Annotated in this window: 14 protein-coding genes; 3 read left to right on the forward strand and 11 right to left on the reverse strand. The window is 67.3% G+C overall.

All coding sequences use genetic code 11. The features are described 5' to 3' along the window. Nucleotides 1–38 precede the first annotated feature (38 nt). The 3 genes from hemP to GTP77_RS13520 all read left to right on the forward strand — a co-directional run bounded on the left by hemP (nt 39) and on the right by GTP77_RS13520 (nt 1,883). The gene (hemP, locus tag GTP77_RS13510) at nt 39–239 is read left to right on the forward strand and encodes a hemin uptake protein HemP (protein ID WP_161072677.1); all 201 of its coding nucleotides are present in this window, start codon (nt 39–41) and stop codon (nt 237–239) included. Between the two features lie 84 nt (nt 240–323). Then, entirely contained in the window at nt 324–659 is a 336-nt protein-coding gene (locus GTP77_RS13515) for a hypothetical protein (RefSeq protein WP_161072678.1), read from the forward strand. A 9-nt stretch (nt 660–668) separates the two neighbouring features. After that, a complete protein-coding gene (locus GTP77_RS13520; protein WP_161072679.1) occupies nt 669–1,883 on the forward strand; it encodes a DUF2325 domain-containing protein in 1,215 nt (404 codons plus the stop codon). A gap of 69 nt (nt 1,884–1,952) precedes the next feature. Here the strand turns inward: GTP77_RS13520 and GTP77_RS13525 are convergent, their stop codons facing one another. The 11 genes from GTP77_RS13525 to GTP77_RS13575 form a co-directional block, all read right to left on the reverse strand. After that, nucleotides 1,953–4,706: a TonB-dependent receptor gene (locus GTP77_RS13525; RefSeq protein WP_161072680.1), complete on the reverse strand. Its 2,754-nt coding sequence runs from the start codon at nt 4,704–4,706 to the stop codon at nt 1,953–1,955. Nucleotides 4,707–4,989: 283 nt separating this feature from the next. Beyond that, nucleotides 4,990–6,354 carry a sulfite reductase subunit alpha gene (locus tag GTP77_RS13530; RefSeq protein WP_161072681.1) on the reverse strand — a complete coding sequence of 455 codons (1,365 nt, stop codon included), beginning with the start codon at nt 6,352–6,354 and terminating at the stop codon, nt 4,990–4,992. A gap of 5 nt (nt 6,355–6,359) precedes the next feature. Beyond that, a complete protein-coding gene (locus GTP77_RS13535; protein WP_161072682.1) occupies nt 6,360–7,430 on the reverse strand; it encodes an FAD:protein FMN transferase in 1,071 nt (356 codons plus the stop codon). Nucleotides 7,431–7,515: 85 nt separating this feature from the next. Beyond that, nucleotides 7,516–8,334, reverse strand: coding sequence for a DUF4198 domain-containing protein (locus GTP77_RS13540; RefSeq protein WP_161072683.1), 819 nt, complete (start codon nt 8,332–8,334; stop codon nt 7,516–7,518). A gap of 12 nt (nt 8,335–8,346) precedes the next feature. Continuing rightward, nucleotides 8,347–8,859, reverse strand: coding sequence for a DUF2271 domain-containing protein (locus GTP77_RS13545; RefSeq protein ID WP_161072684.1), 513 nt, complete (start codon nt 8,857–8,859; stop codon nt 8,347–8,349). Nucleotides 8,860–8,870: 11 nt separating this feature from the next. Continuing rightward, nucleotides 8,871–9,503, reverse strand: a complete 633-nt coding sequence (locus GTP77_RS13550) for a PepSY-associated TM helix domain-containing protein (protein WP_371869358.1) — start codon at nt 9,501–9,503, stop codon at nt 8,871–8,873. 190 nt (nt 9,504–9,693) lie between these two features. Then, nucleotides 9,694–10,104, reverse strand: coding sequence for a KGG domain-containing protein (locus GTP77_RS13555; protein WP_161072685.1), 411 nt, complete (start codon nt 10,102–10,104; stop codon nt 9,694–9,696). Nucleotides 10,105–10,222: 118 nt separating this feature from the next. Beyond that, nucleotides 10,223–10,918 carry a ligase-associated DNA damage response endonuclease PdeM gene (gene pdeM / locus GTP77_RS13560; RefSeq protein ID WP_161072686.1) on the reverse strand — a complete coding sequence of 232 codons (696 nt, stop codon included), beginning with the start codon at nt 10,916–10,918 and terminating at the stop codon, nt 10,223–10,225. Beyond that, the gene (locus GTP77_RS13565) at nt 10,915–13,383 is read right to left on the reverse strand and encodes a ligase-associated DNA damage response DEXH box helicase (protein ID WP_161072687.1); all 2,469 of its coding nucleotides are present in this window, start codon (nt 13,381–13,383) and stop codon (nt 10,915–10,917) included. The genes pdeM and GTP77_RS13565 overlap by 4 nt, the downstream gene beginning before the upstream one ends. After that, nucleotides 13,380–15,008 carry an ATP-dependent DNA ligase gene (locus GTP77_RS13570; protein ID WP_161072688.1) on the reverse strand — a complete coding sequence of 543 codons (1,629 nt, stop codon included), beginning with the start codon at nt 15,006–15,008 and terminating at the stop codon, nt 13,380–13,382. Before GTP77_RS13570 ends, GTP77_RS13565 begins: the two co-directional genes overlap by 4 nt. Then, nucleotides 15,001–16,011: a ligase-associated DNA damage response exonuclease gene (locus GTP77_RS13575; RefSeq protein ID WP_161072689.1), complete on the reverse strand. Its 1,011-nt coding sequence runs from the start codon at nt 16,009–16,011 to the stop codon at nt 15,001–15,003. Before GTP77_RS13575 ends, GTP77_RS13570 begins: the two co-directional genes overlap by 8 nt. Between the last annotated feature and the right edge of the window lie 10 nt (nt 16,012–16,021).

Below are 16,021 nucleotides of genomic sequence, written 5' to 3' on the forward strand. Positions count from 1 at the left end.
GCAAATGCGAATCGTTCTCATTTAATGGAGTGTCACCTATGCATGCAGAGAAATCCACCCTGGCGCCCGGCGCCGCCCTCCCCGCCGCAGCGCGCAGCGCCGCTCCAGCCGCGTCCGCAGTCCGCCGCCTGACCAGCGCCGGACTGATGCAGGACCAGCGGGAAGTGGAAATTGAACACGGCAACAAAGTCTACCGCCTGCGCATCACCCAGCTCGGCAAGCTGATCCTGACCGCCTGAGCGCCCGAACTTCCTAAGCTTTCCACCCCAGCCAGCCATCCGCATTGCGGTAGCCAGCCTTCCCGACCTTGCGAGGAGTGCCTGATGGCTATCATCGACCGTACCGATCCTATCTTCCTGACTAATAACCAGCACGGCCAGCGCCCGGAACTCATGCTGTCCGCCGTGCTGCACCTGATGTCGCATTACACGGCCAGCGCCGGCGAAAGCGGCGCCTGCCTGAAGCTGGCCTCGGTCATCGAGCGCCATTTGAAAGCCCTGGCCAGCCTGCCGGAACTGGCGCCGGTGCTCAGCGCCACCTGCCAGCAGCTGTCCGAGCAATGGGCCGGCGTGGTCGAGCGCGCCATGCCGGTGCAGGAAAAGCACACCTTCCTGGAACGGCTGATGGCCCGCTCGCGCAGCGGCGAGCAGGCGGCGTGAGGCGGCGGCATGTGCGATAAACATCAAGCCAAGACCGGCGCCGGCGGCGCGCAGACCTCGCGCCGCCGGCGCCTGTGGGAACTGGGCCACGCCTGCCATTGCCCGCTGGTCGGCGTCGGCATGCCGCTGGCGGCGCTGCGCAAGCTGGTGGGCAAAATCACCGGCGGCGCCGTGGTGGCGGACGACTACGAAGTCCACGTGGGCGTGGTGACCGAATGCGGCGCCCGCAACCGCCTGTCCGAAGCCTTGCAGAAGGAACTGGAGCGGCGCTACGCCGGCGTGCTGCTGCGCTTCAAGAGCGCCAAGGACAGCGCCGCCGTCGCCGCGCTGTGGCGCGCCGCCGTGGCCAACGGCGACGTGGCCGGCGCCTTCTGGGCCGGCCTCACGCATGCGCGCTGCACGCCGGAGCTGGAGGAACAGATGTGCCGCGACCTGCATATGGTGCAGCACCAGGCCGGCGCCTGCGCGCGCGCCGACATTACGCGCTTCCATGCGGTGCTGGAGGAAAACTCGCGCATGACGCGCGAGCTGGCGCGCCTGCAGCAGCGCAGCGCCGCCATGCAGCTGGAGCGCAACGCCGAACTGGACCAGCACGCCAGCCAGCTGATGCAGCTGCGCGCCCAGCTGGTGGGCCGCGACAGCCTGGCCGACTCGCTGCGCCATGAACTGGAGCAGCTGCGCGCCTCGATTCCCGGCCTGGACACGCGCGACCGCCTGTCCCAGCGCCTGAGCCAGGTGGACGAGCGCGAGCGCGCGCTGCGCAACCAGCTGGCGGACCTGAAGCAGGAGCTGGCGCAAGCGCAGGCGGCGCTGGCCGCCGCGCAGGTCCCGGCCGGCGCCGCCGTCCACGCCCTTCCCCAGGCCGAGCGCGGCGCCGCGCAGCCGCTCACCGAACACGTGATCCGCATGCCGGAGCGGCTGGCCGACCGCAGCATCCTGTGCGTGGGCGGGCGCACCGGCAACGTGGCGACCTACCGCGCGCTGATCGAGCGCGTGGGCGCCCAGTTCGCCCACCATGACGGCGGCCTGGAGGACAACGCCAACCGCCTCGAAGCCAGCCTGGCCGCCGCCGACCTGGTGATCTGCCAGACCGGCTGCATCAGCCACAGCGCCTACTGGCGCGTGAAGGACTTCTGCAAGCGCACCGGCAAGCGCTGCGTATTCATCGACAACCCCAGCATCTCCAGCCTGGCGCGCGGCCTGGAAGAAGCCGACCTGGCCTGATTCTTCCGCGCATAAAAAAAACCCGCCGGTTCCTTTCGGGACCGGCGGGTTTTTTGTTTTCAATCTACATTAGAAGGTATAGGTACCGGTCATGTAGAAGGTGCGGCCCATAGGGTCAGCATAGCGTGGGTCGAAACCAACCTGGTGGCCGGACGAAGCGCGCAGCGAGAACGGCGGGTTGCGGTCGGCGATGTTTTTCACACCAGCGCGCAGGGCGATCTGCTTGTTGACCGACCATTTACCCTGCCAGTCGAAGGTCAGGTGCGATGGCACTTCCATGCGGAACTTCTCCAGCTTGTTGGTGCTCAGGTTGCGGCTTTCCGCTTCCGCATCGGTGTAGCCGTTGCGGTAGTTGGCGGTCAGCTGGTTCGAGAACGCACCGGTATCCAGCGTGGTGGTCAGACGGACGACATGGCGGAAAGACACCTTATCGTTGACGCCGAAGAAGTTCATGCTGTTCACCCACACGTTATCCGTACCCGGCGTGGTGTAGTCCGACTTGATCAGGTAGGTGCCATTCAGCGTGCTGGTCAGGTTACCGAATGCAAAGCGGTGACGGTAGGTGGTTTCCCAGTCAACACCTTGGTTGTGGGTCTGGCCGATGTTGATCGACAGGGTTTTCTTGGCCCAGTAGGTCTGGTTGTTGCCTGGATCCACGAAGGTGGTGAACAGGTCGCGGTACTTGACCGGATCGCCGAAGATCAGCGCTTCGCTCACGCTCGACACCGCATCTTTCAGCTTCACATCCCACAGGTCGGCCTGCACCGAGAAGGTCGAGGTCGGTTCGTAGCGGAAGCCAATCGTGAACTGCTTGGATTTTTCCGGCTTCAGGCTCTCGTTGCCACCCGACAGGACGTTGTACTGGCGCTTGCCAACCTGGCAGTAGTCCGCTTTTTCAGCCTTCAGGTTGGCAGGGCAATCCCACGACGATGCGGTGAAGCCTGCGGCCACCAGCGGCTGGCCGATGTCCAGCATGGAAGGCGCCTTGAAGCCGGTGCCGTAGGAACCGCGGGCCAGGAAGGACTGGCTAGGCTGCCAGCGTGCCGACAGCTTGTAGGTGCTGGAGGACTCTTTGCTGCCCATGTCGCGGTTGGCGATGGCGTTCTTGACCGCGTCGAAGGTGTCGTAACGGGCAGCCAGGCTCAGTTCAACAGTCTTGTGCACCGGTGCGCTCAGCTCGGTGAACACGCCATAGTTGGCACGTTCCAGATCGTAGGCCGGCGAAGCGCTGAAGCCGAAAATGTCCGAGCCGGTGGCGTGCGGGGTCTGCACGTAGTGGTAATTGCGGTAGTCGCCGCCCAGCGCGATGGCTGCAGGACCGCCCGGCAGCGCGAACAGTTCACGCGAAGCGCGGCCGTCGATGCCTTTCAGGGTGGTCGAAGCGTCGCGGATCGAACCCTTGTACACCGAGTTGGCGATCAGCTGCTTGGTGGCGTCGGATTGCGCGCCGATACTGAGGAAGGGGTCGAACTGGTTCTTGGCCAGCATGTCGCGGAATTCCGTGTTCTTCACGTAGCCGCCCACATAGCGCTCGTCGATCGCGTTTTGCGACCAGGTCAGGCCACCGCTCAGGTTCCAGGTGCTCAGTTCAGCTTCCGCGCCCAGCACGAAGTTTTTGGAATCGGTGATGGTCTGGCTGTCGCGGGTGCCCCAGTCGTAGGTGCGATAGCTGGCGGTGACGGCCTTGATATCGGCGTCCTGCGCTGCCGTCAGATATGGCTTGACATAGGTGTTGTACAGCGGCGAGCCCTTGGCGATCGATACCGACGCGGTGTTCGGTGCGATGCGCGCGGTCAGGTCCAGGCGCGAGTAGGCTGCCTCGGCGAACACGGTGATGTCTTCAGTGGCCTTGAAACTGGCTTTACCGAAGAAGCTGTCGCGCTTGCTCTCAGGCACGATCTCGATGGTCTGCACGAAGTCGAAGCCGCAGTTCTGCACCAGGGCGGTGTTGCTCAGGGCAACCTGGTTCATCGGTGCGCAGCTGCCGTTTTTCTTCAAGTAAGGATTGAAGCCGATCGGGTCGCTACCCACTTTGTTGAAGGTGGCCGACACGTTGGCAGGGATGGCTGCCGGGCTGGTGCGGTCGTAGATGTAGTTGGTGCCCTTGTTGCTGAACGGAACATAAGCGGTCGATGCGAAGTCGCGGTCGATTGCTTTGATCTGTTTGCGCTCGTCATGGCGGAACGACGCCATCACGTTGAAGCGGTCCTTGTTCAGGTCGCCGAAGCCATAGGTGGCGTTGATGTTGGACTGCGAGCCTGGGCTGCTGTCGCCCGGCTGGCTGTAGGAAGCTTCAATCGAGCCGCCTTGCAGGTTTTTCTTCAGGATGAAGTTGATCACGCCGGCGATGGCGTCCGAGCCGTACAGGGCCGAAGCGCCGTCGGTCAGGATCTCGACGCGCTCAACCGCGCCCAGTGGGATGGCGTTCAGGTTGATGGTGCTGCCCGAACCCTGCGGCGCGATGCGGCGGCCGTTCAGCAGCACCAGGGTGTAGTCCTCGCCGATATCATGGATCGATGCCGACACGCGGCCGCCCGAGTTGGTGCCGGCCGCGATGGCATCGATGGTGAAACCTTGCATTGCCGGCAGGGCCTGGATCAGCTCGGCAACGTTGGTGGCGCCGGACTTGGCGATCTGCTCTTGCGACAGGCGCTGCACTGGCAGTGCGCCTTCAACGGCGATGCGGCGAATGGCCGAACCGGTAATCTCAACCTTTTGGATTTGTTCCTGAGCAACGGAGTTGCCAGTCAGCGCGGCCGTACCGGCCAGGACTGCAAATGCCAAGCGCACCGAACGCGCGCCAATCTTCTCTTTCAAAACCATGCACAACTCCTGTCATCGTGGATCAAATGCAAGGCAAGCACGTGATGTGCTTGTATCTTTTCTTCACAAAAAGTTAACATCCTTGCCCTTGGAAGGCTCGATGATGTCACGCAACTGACACATTTACTATGAGCAAATCGCCATCCTGATTGTCAAAAAGTTACAAAATGCGTGATAATTGGAGATAATTCTGGTTCAGCACCCCAGAAACAAATTAAGTTTCGCCAATTCGACGGAAATCACGCTAATTTGTATGATTTCCGCAACATAGCCTGTAACTGTATCAATACACGTCACGCCGGTAGCGGCCTTGCGCAGCCAGCTCATCCAGCGCCGTCCGGCCCAGCAGCGTAGCCAGCGCCTGGTCCACGCCCGCCGCCATGCCGTCCAGGCTGCCGCACACATAAATCGCCGCGCCGTCCGCCACCCAGTCCCGCAATTGCGCGGCGCGGGCCGGCAGCAAATCCTGCACATAGCGCTGCGCCGCGCCGTCGCGCGACCAGGCCAGGTCCAGTCCAGGCAGCTGCCCGGACTGCCGCCAGGCGGCGATTTCGTCTCGGTAATGGTAGTCGTGGGCCTGCTGGCGCTCGCCGAACAGCAGCCAGTTGCGCACCTGGCCGGCGCCGGCGCGGGCGCGCAAATGCCCGCGCAAGCCGGCGATGCCGCTACCGTTGCCGATCAGAATCAGCGGCCTGCCGGCGTTGTCTTCCAGCCGGAAACGGCGGTGGGCGCGCAGCCGCAGCTGCACCGTCTCGCCCGGCTCGGCCTGCCTGCACAGCCAGCCCGAGGCGTGGCCATGGCTGCCGTCCCCATGCACATGCAGGCGCACCAGCAAATGCACCCGGCCGTCGGCCGGCACCGAGGCGATCGAATACTCGCGCGCCCGGGACGGGTCGGACGGCGGCGCCACCTGCACCAGGTCGCCCGCCTGCCACTCGGGCAGCGCGCCGTCCAGCGGCTCAAGCTCGAGATGGAAAATGGGCGCCCCGGCGCTGCCCTCGTTGAGCTGGCGGCGCTCGGCCAGGCGCCAGCCGCCGAAGGCCGGCGCGCTCCAGTCCGGCGCGTCGCTGGTGCCGGCCAGGTGGCTCAATTGCAGGCGCCACGCCGCGATCGCCGGTTCGGCGTTGCAGTTGACCTCGATGCGCTCGAACAGGCTGCTGGCGCCCTGCTCCCGCAGCCACTGGTCAAGCGCGCGGCCAAAGCCGCAATAATTGATGTAGGACATGTCACCCAGCGCCAGCACCGCGTAATGCAGGCGCGGCAGCGGCAGGCTCAGCGTCATGATGCGGCTGGCGAAGGCCGCCGCCGCATCGGGCGCATCGCCCTCGCCGTAGGTGCTGACCAGGAACAGGATGCGCTCGGCCTCGGCCAGGTCGCGCTGTTTCAGTGCGGACAACTCGCACAGCCGCGCCGGAATGCCGGCCAGGCGCAGCGTTTCCAGCGTCTGCCCGGCCAGTTCCTCGGCGCAGCCGGTCTGGCTGGCGTAGGCCACGATCCAGCCCGGCGCCAGCGCTGCGGCGGCCTGTCCGGCCGCGCCGGCCCGGCGCTTGCGGCGCAGGCGCAGCCAGGGCGCCATGCACACCAGGCCGTAGACCATGAAACAGCCCGCCGTCAGGGCCAGGCGCAAGGGATCGTTGGTCAGTATCATTGCTGTCAGTCTTGTTCTTCGTCCAGCATGCCGCGCATGGGGCCGCTGAGGTGTTCGGTATAGCCAACTGCGCCGCCATCCTGGCGCACCACAAAGCGCGCCGCCAGGCCCAACCGGTCCGCCAGGGCCATGCCTTGTTCCAGGCCCAGCACGGTGAGCGCGGTGGACCAGGCGTCCGCCGCCATGCAGTGCGGATGCACCACCGTGACGGCGGCCAGCTGGTTGGCGATGGGGGCGGCGCTGCGCGGATCGATGGTGTGCGCAAAGCGCGTGCCGTCCTGCAGGAAATAGCGCCGGTAGTCGCCCGAGGTAGCCACCGACAAGCCATGCAGCGCCAGCGCGATCTGGGGCAACGGCTCGGGCTGCGGCTCGGCCGTTGATGCGGGCGGCTGCGCGGCAGGCGGCTGTTCCAGCGCCACCCACCACGGCTGGCCGTCCGGCTTCATGCCCGCGCCGCGCAGCTCGCCGCCCACCTCCACCAGGAAGTGGCGCCAGCCTTGCGCCAGCAGGCTGTGGGCCAGCCGGTCCACGCTGTAGCCCTTGGCTACGGCCGACAGGTCCAGCTGTAGTCCGCCCGGCTGCAGCGCCCGCCCGCCGCCATGCGGCACCGGCCCCGGCTCCAGACGCAGCACTTGCGCAGCGCGTTCGGCGCGCAGCGCGGCGATGCGTGCGGCGTCCGGCGCCACGAAACCCGGCTGGTCGTGCCGGCCGGCGGGGCCGAAGCCCCAGGCGTTGACGATGGCGCCGGCACAAGGGTCGTAGGCGCCGCCGGACTCGCGCGCCACCTGCATGGCAAAGGACAGCACGTCGAAAAAGGCTGGCGGCAGCGCCTGCCAGCTGCCCGGCGCGGCGCGGTTGAAGCGGCCCAGGTCGGAACCGGCTTCCCAGTGGCTCATTTCGGCCACCACGCGGTCGAGCTGCTGCTGGAGCTGCTGCTGGAGCGCCTGCGGCACGCCCTTGTCCGCCACCAGCACCGACCAGCTGGTGCCCATGCTCAGGCCGCCAAAACTATGGATGGCGGCGCCGTCGGGCGGGGCAAGCTCGGAAATCTGGTGCGGTATCAGTGTCAGGCGCATAGGAAAACGGCGGGTCTGCGGCCCGCCTGCGATAGCGGCGCGCCGGCAAGCTCGGCCGGCGCGCGCGGATGAGGGCAATCCTGCCTTATTGCGGCAGCACTTCCACGGTGGCGCCGTAGGTGGCGCGGCGCGGCGGCATTTGCGGCGGCTGGCCAGGCACGGGCGCGGCGGCGGCCGGCCAGCTGGCGCTGACCAGGTACATATTCGCCGCCGGCAGCGTGAAGGTGATCTCGCCCTTGGCGTCGGTGGTGTGGCGCACCTCACCCAGGGTGCCGCGGTATTTCACGCCGCCCGGTATCAGGCTGAAGGCCTGGTTGGCGGCCGGCTTGCCGTCCAGCAGGAAGCGCCAGGTGGCCTTCTCGCCCGCGCGCAGATCGTTCGGATGCGTCACCGGCACCAGTTCCAGGCCCACGCCGGTCGGCTTGAAGACCGCCGTGTCCGTCTCAGTGGCGGACACAAAGGTTTCCAGGCGGCTGGCGGTGCGCGTCAGCTTGACTTCCTGCGCGTCGGCCGGCACGTCCTTGGCCAGGCTTTCCTCGCTGCCACGGAAGCGCTTCATCTCGCCGTTCAGCTTGTAGCTGCCCATCACGCTCTGCTGCACCAGCGCGATCTTGTAGGTGCCCGGCTTGCTCATCTTGACGTCGAAGGTGCTGCGCAGGCGGCCGGTGCTGGCGTTCTGCAGGTCCACCTTGGCGCCGTCCGGGCCGGTCACCACGACGGCGTCCAGCTTCAGCGGCTGGTGGTCGATATCGAACAGGCCTTCGGAGATGGCGGCGTCCACCGTCACCCAGGCGTCCTTGGCGTCGACCAGCGAGGACGAAGGCAGCAGCCAGGGCTTGTGGGCATAGGCGTTCAGGGCCAGGCCGGCCAGCGCGGCGGCCAGCAGCAATTTTGTGGTTTTCATCTTGGGCTGCCTTTATTTGAGTTGAACGGCGACGGCGCCGACTTCTTCCTTGCCTTTGGCGCTGGCCACCTGGGCGGCTTTCAGCGGCCAGGTCAGCGGCACCTTCACCACTTCCCGTCCGCCCGCTTCGCGCGCCACTTCCACCAGCAGGTTGTACTGGCCGGCCGGCAGCTTGTCCAGGCCGTCCCTGGACAGCGGGAAGCTCAGCGTGTGCTCGCCCGGCGACTTGGTGGCGCCGCTTACGCCGTCCATCGGCATGGCCAGGTCGCGGCCGCTCTTGCGCCACCACTGGCGCATATCCTTGAGCCACTTGGTGCCGGCGTTGTCCTTCTTCTTGGTGTCGTACAGCACCGCCAGGTTGGCCACCACTTTCTGGTCCGCATTCTCCAGCCAGGCCGCGATATATGGGCGGTGGTACTCCGCCACGTTCAGTTGCGGGATTTCCAGCTTGAGGGCCAGGTCGGCCGCCATGGCCTGGGCGCTGAGCAGGGGGATGGCGGCAGCGATGGAGTAGCGTAATTTCATGAGTTGCCTTTTTAATGGATGAACAGCAATGCAATGACAAAGGGAATCAGGATGCCCAGCCCGACCATGGGCCAGGTGAACGGCCGGTTGGCGGCGTGGAATTTCAGTATCAGCAGGCCGGTGATGCAGAACACCAGGCAGGCGGCGGCAAAGATGTCGATAAACCAGTTCCAGGCGGCGCCGGTGTTGCGCCCCTTGTGCACGTCGTTCAGCCAGGACACCCAGCCACGGTCGGTATGCTCGAATTCGGCGGCGCCGTCCTCCAGGCCGATGCGCACCCAGGCGTCGCCGCCGGCCTTGGGCAGCGGCAGGTAGACCTCGTCCAGCGACCATTCGGCGCTGCGCCCGCCCGCCTTCAGCGACCAGGTGTCGCGCAGCCAGCGCTCGGCGCTCTCCGGCAGCGGCGCCTTGTCGCCGTCGTGCGCGGCGGCGAACTTCTTCAGTTCGGCGGCCAGCGCGGCAGGCGCCTCGGCCTGCTTGCGCACCACGCTGGGCTTGGCTTCGATCTGCGCTGCGTGATTCAGCGTGATGCCGGTGATACTGAACAAAAACATGCCCAGCAGGCACAGCGCGGAGCTGATCCAGTGCCACTGGTGCAGCGTCTTCAGCCACAAGGCTCGGCCGGCATTCGGGGAAGCGCTCACGAGAATACTTTCTTGATAGGGTAGGTCATCGAGTTGAGAATGATAATGATTATCATTTGCGAAGTCAATCGGCTAGGGCAATTGTTACATTACGATATTTTTCTTTGCAGCACACATACAAAAATGCCCGGCGCCAATGACTTGGCGCCGGGCACTCTGTAAGGATGGTTGGTGTTATTGCCGTGCAGACTTAACGACCGCCCTTGCTGCCGCCCTGGCTGCTGCCTTGGTTGCTGCCTTGGCTACCGCCCTGGTTGCCGCCCCGGCTGCTGCCTTCATTGCCGCCCTGGCCGCCACTGCGCGAGCCGGAGCTGGCCGAGCTGCTCTGGCTGTTCTGGTCGTTCTTGTGGCTCATGCTGCCGGCGCGGCGCGCTTCTTCGGAAGTGAACTCGTGCGCCGTGCCTTTTTCGTGGGCTGCGCGCCCGCCTTCGGCGGCGATTTCACGCTGGCGCTGCGGATCCATGGACGCGAAGCCACGGCTGCTGGTGTCGCCGCTCTGCTTGCTGCTGGACTGCGTACCGCCCTGCTTGCTGCCGCTGCTTGCACTGCTGCTTGCGCTGCTGCCTTTGTTGTCCTGCCCTTTGCCTTGATTGCTAGCCATGGTGAGTCTCCTGTCGTGGATAGAGAAACTCATGGTAGTGCATCGATTTCGCAGCGCCCATAGGACACTTGCAAGACAAGGCGTAGGAACAGTCCCGCATTTCGTGACCGAGTTTTGCTTACCTTCCAGCGTTCAACATTGCGTGCGGCAGCACCTTGTCGCCAGCCACCAGGTACAGCTTGTCGTCGCCGGCAAGCCGCAGCGCATGGCCTCCGGTGAAGGCGCCGAACGAGGGCAGGATGGCGCGCCGCCCGCCAGCCACGAAGCAAGGCAGGCGCAGCGCATCGCGCCCCGCCGCGAGATGGAACACCGGATGCACATGGCCGGCCAGCACATAGCCCGGCGCATCCAGTTCCGGATGGTGGCAAAACGAAAACGGCGCCAGCGCAAACGGTTCGTCGGCCACCGCTATGCCCAGGGCCTCCGGCGGATCGCCCGCGTGCAGGTCGTGGTTGCCGCGCACCAGCGTCAGGCGCAGCGCCGGATGCCGCCCGCGCCAGCGCGCCAGCTCCGCCAGCGTGGCCGGCGCGCGCGCCGCCTTGGCGTGCAGGAAGTCGCCGAGGAAAACCAGCTGCGCCACGCCGTGCGCTGCCAGCAGCCGGTCCAGCCTCTCCAGGTTGTCCGCCGTGGTGCCGCCCGGCACAGGCACGCCCAGCGCGCGGAAAGCCGCCGCCTTGCCGAAATGAATATCGGCCACCGCCAGCAACCGCAGGCGCGGCCAGAACAAGGCCTTCTCCGGCAGCAGCAAAACCGTCTCGCCGGCCAGCTCGATGGCGCAGGCGCCGTCTGCGATGGGCGTGATGGGCGCGCTCATGGCCCGGCCGCCTTTTCCAGCTCGCGCAGCATGCGCGCCACGCGGTCCGACAGCTTCTCCGTGCTGAGTTTTTCGCGGAAGCGCTCCACCATCAGCCCAAAGCCGAACGGCGTGGCGCGCTTCACCTCGTGCAGGGACAGGCTGCGCCGCTGCAGCTCCAGCAAGGCCGCGCGCAGGCGCTCCAGTTCGAGCTCCTGCTCCAGCACTTCGCGCTGCGCCTGCGTCAGCAGCAGATTGGCCGCGTCGTGCTTGCGGAAGACCTCGAAAAACAGCGAGGACGAAGCCTGCAATTGGCGCGCGCTTTTCGGCTGGCCCGGATAGCCCTGGAACACCAGCCCCGCGATGCGCGCAATTTCCCGGAAGCGGCGCTGCGACAGCTCGGTGGCGTTCAGGCTGGCCAGCACGTCCTCCAGCAGATCACTGGTGCTGAACAGCGGCGTGCAACCGTCCTGGCCTGCATCGAGCAGCGCGCGCCAGTCGGGCGCCCCCTCCCCGTCCGCCGCCAGCAGCTCAAGGCCGTAATCGTTGACCGCAATCGAGAAAGTGGCCGGCTGCGTGCGCGCCACGCGCCAGGCCAGCAGCGAGGCCAGTCCCAGGTGCACCGCGCGGCCCGCAAAGGGATACAGGAACAAGTGCCGCCCCTCGCGGCTTTGCATGCACTCGGCCAGCGTGGCGTCCGGCGCCGGCAAGGCGGACCAACGCTGCTGCACCTCCAGCAGCGGACGCACGGCGGCCATCTCCGGCCCCGCATAGCGGCCTTGCGCGGCCTCCCGCAGCTGTTCCAGCACCGCATGCGCCAGCTCGGACGACAGCGGCATCTTGCCGCCCTGCCAGCGCGGCACGGCGCCCTTGCCGCCGGTGGCGCGCCGCACGTAGGCCGTCATCTCGTGGACCCGCACGAATTCCAGTATGCGCCCGCCGAACAGGAAATGGTCGCCCTTGCGCAGCCGCGAAATAAAGGATTCCTCCACGGTGCCGATGCGCCCGCCGTTCATGAACTTGACCTGGATGCTGGCCTCGGAAACGATGGTGCCTATGCCCATGCGGTGGCGGCGCGCGATGGCGGCGTCCGGCACGCGGTACACGCCGTCCCCGTCCGGCAGCACGCGGCGGTATTCGGGATAGACGGTCAGGCTTTGACCGCCGCGCGCAACGAAGTCCAGCGCCCATTGCCACTCCTGCTCCGTCAGGCTGCGGTAGGACCATGCGCCGCGCACCTCCGCCAGCAGCTCGTCCGAACGGAAGCCGCCGCCGGCCGCGATGGTGACGAGGTGCTGCACCAGAACGTCCAGCGGCTTGTCCGGCGCGGCGCGCGATTCGATGCGCCGCAACGCCACGGCCTGGCGCGCGCCGGCCGCCTCCAGCAGCTCCAGGCTGTGCGTAGGCACCAGGGTGACGCGCGAGGCGCGGCCGGGCGCATGGCCGGAACGCCCGGCGCGCTGCAGCAGCCGCGCCACGCCCTTGGCGCTGCCGATCTGCAGCACGCGTTCGACCGGCAGGAAGTCCACGCCGAGATCCAGGCTGGAGGTGCACACCACGGCTTTCAGCGCGCCGCTTTTCAGGCCCTGCTCCACCCACGCGCGCACCTCCCTGTCCAGCGAGCCGTGGTGCAGCGCGAGCAAACCGGCCCAGTCGGGGCGGGCGTCCAGCAGGTTCTGGTACCACAGCTCGGACTGAGAACGCGTGTTGGTGAACACCAGCGTGGTGGCGTGCCGCTCGATCTCGGCGATCACCGGCTGCAGCATCTGCATGCCGAGGTGGCCGGCCCAGGGAAAGCGCGACGGGTGGTCCGGAATCAGGGTGTCGATCAGCAGCTCCTTGCGCACATGGCCTTCCACCAGCACGCCCTGCCCCTCGCCGAGCAGCACGTCCCTGGCCCGCTCCAGCTGGCCCAGCGTGGCCGACAGGCCCCACACCGGCAGGTCCGGATTCAACTTGCGCAGCCGCGCCAGCGCAAGCTGGGTTTGCACGCCGCGCTTGTTGCCCATCAGTTCGTGCCATTCGTCGATCACCACCATGTCCAGCAGGGCGAAGTGCTGCTCGGCGTCCGGCTTGCTGAGCATCAGGGTCAGGGATTCGGGCGTGGTGACCAGGGCGTCCGGCAGGCGCCTGGCCTGGCGGGCGCGCTCGGCGGACGCGGTATCGCCGGTGCGGGCGGCGACGGTCCAGCCGGGGGCCAGCTCGGCGGCGGAGGATTCCAGCGTGCGCAGCGTGTCGGCGGCCAGGGCGCGCATGGGCGTGATCCACAGCACGCGCAGGCCGGCCTTGCGGCGCGGCGCCTGTGCGCCCGCGCGCAGCAAGGCCGCGAACCAGACCGCGTAAGTCTTGCCCGAGCCTGTCGTTGCATGCAGCAGGCCCGATGCGCCGGCCAGTGCGGCGCGCCAGACCTCGCGCTGAAAGGGAAACACAGCCCAGCCCCGGGCGGCGAACCACGCGTCCACCTGCGCCGCGCCCGGGCCGCTCATGCGGCGCCGGCCAGCAGGCCCTTGAGCGTTTCCAGCGTATCGGCGTCCTCCACGGTCTTGTCGTCGCGGCGGCGCAGGATGCGCGGGAAGCGCACGGCAATGCCCGACTTGTGGCGCGGCGACAGCGCAATGCCTTCGAAGCCGATCTCGAACACCATGCTGGGCTTCACGCTGCGCACCGGCCCGAATTTTTCTATCGTGGTGCGGCGGATGGCGTTGTCGACCTGCGCGATCTCCGCGTCCGTCAGCCCCGAATACGCTTTCGCGAACGGCACCAGCTGGCGTCCATCTTCCTCGCCGTCCCACACTGCGAAGGTGTAGTCCGTGTACAGCGACGCGCGGCGCCCATGGCCGGCCTGCGCATAGATCAGCACCGCGTCCACCGAATAGGGATCGATCTTCCACTTCCACCACGTGCCCACATCCTTGGTGCGGCCCACGCCGTACTGCGCGGACGCCGCCTTCAGCATCAATCCCTCCACGCCGCGCGCGCGCGACTCGGCGCGGATGCCGGCCAGCTGTTCCCAGCTCTGCGCCTGCACCAGCGGCGACAGGCGCAAGGCCGGCAGCGCCAGCGCGGCCACCAGCCCTTCCAGCATGGCGCGCCGCTCGCGCTGCGGCAGCGCGCGCAGGTCGGCGCCGTCCTGCTCCAGCAGATCGTAAGCCACCAGCACGGCCGGCAGCTCGCCCAGCATGCGGGCCGACAGGGTCTTGCGCGCGATGCGCTTTTGCAGGTCGGCGAAGGGAGCTGGCGCGTCGGCGCCGCGCCAGACCAGGATTTCGCCGTCGATCACCGTGCCTTCCGGCAGGGCCAGCGCGGCCAGCTCGGGAAAGCGGTCCGTGATCAGTTCCTCGCCGCGCGACCACAGCCAGTTCTTCCCTTCCCGGCACACCAGCTGCGCGCGCATGCCGTCGTACTTCCACTCGGCCTGCCAGTCTTCCAGCGCCCCCAGCGACTCGGGCGCGGCCTGCAGCTGGTGCGCCAGGAAGAAGGGATAGGGCTGGCCGCCGCGCTGCGCATGCTCGTCCGCCGACTGCGCGCTGACCAGCTGCAGAAAGCCCTGCGCCGTGGGGCTGACGCGGCCGTCGGTCCAGCCCATCAGCCGCTGCGCGATCACTTTGCCGTCCACCGCCGCGATGGCGCTCAGCGCGCGCGTGACCAGCAGGCGCGACACGCCGACGCGGAAGCCGCCGCCTATCAGCTTGGACAGCAGGAAGCGTTCGCGCGTTTCCAGTTCGTCCCAATAGCGGAACAAGGCCTCGCGTATGGTTTCCGGCGCCGCCCCGCGCAGCGGCGCAATGCGCTGCTCCACCCATTCCGCCAGGCCCGCGTCGCTGCGCCGGCTGGGCGCGGGCAGAATGTGCGCGATGGTCTCGGCCAGGTCGCCCACCGCGTGGTAGCACTCGTCGAACAGCCACTCGTCCAGGCCGGCGAACTCGGTGGCGTACTGGCGCAGCAGCTTGACCGGCACCGCCTGGCGCGGCTTGCCGCCCGCCAGGAAATACACCGCCCACGCCGCGTTCTCCGGCGCCGCGCTGGCGAAAAAAGCCTGCAGCGCATCGAGCTTGCGGCTGGTGGACGTGGTCTCGTCCAGTTCGGCGTAGAGACGGGCGAATTCACGCATGCGGCACCTCGCCCTCCTCCGCTTCGTCGTCGCCGTATTCGGTGTCGAAGCCGCTGGCGTCCAGGCCGTTCTGGCACAGCCAGCGCACCATCACCGGTATGGAGCCATGCGTGACGATGACGCGCTGCGCGCCGGTGGCCTTGATGGCGGACATCAGTCCCGGCCAGTCCGCGTGGTCCGACAGCACAAAGCCCCGGTCCACGCCGCGCCGGCGGCGCGCGCCGCGCAGCAGCATCCAGCCGCTGGCGAAGGCGTCGCTGTAGTCGCCGAAGCGCTTGATCCACGGCGAGCCCGCCGCCGACGGCGGCGCCAGCACAATGGCGCGGCGCAGCTCCGCCTTGTCCACTTCCGTCACCATGCGCGTCTCCGGCAGCGCCACGCCGGCCGCGCGGTACACGCGGTTCAGCGGCTCCACCGCGCCGTGGCAGACGATGGGGCCGATGGACGGATCGAGCCCGCTCAGCATGCGCTGCGCCTTGCCGAAGGAATAGCCCAGCAGCACGCTGGCGCGGCCCTGCTCCGCGTTGCGCGCCCACCAGGCGTTGATGTCGGCGTAGACCTGCTCCTGCGGCTGCCAGCGGTAGATGGGCAGGCCGAAGGTGGACTCGGTGATGAAGGTGTCGCAGCGCACCGGCTCGAACGGCGCGCAGGTGGCGTCCGCCTCCACCTTGTAGTCGCCGGAAGCCACCCACACCTCGCCGCGGTGCGCCATGCGCACCTGCGCCGAGCCAAGCACATGGCCGGCCGGATGCAGCGAGATGCGCACGCCGTTGTGCTCCACTTCCGTGCCGTAGTCCAGGCCCTGCACATTGATCTCGCCCAGGCGCGACTTGAGAATGTTCACGCCGGGCGCGGCGGCCAGGTAGTGGCCGTGGCCCTGGCGTGCGTGGTCGGAATGCGCGTGCGTGATGACGGCCCTGGCCACCGGCCGCCACGGGTCGATGTAGAAATCGCCGGGCACGCAGTACAGGCCCTCCTTGCGCACTACCACCATGTCGGACATGGGTCTCCTC

Source organism: Pseudoduganella aquatica, from assembly GCF_009857595.1.
Classification (GTDB): Bacteria; Pseudomonadota; Gammaproteobacteria; order Burkholderiales; family Burkholderiaceae_D; genus Rugamonas; species Rugamonas aquatica_A.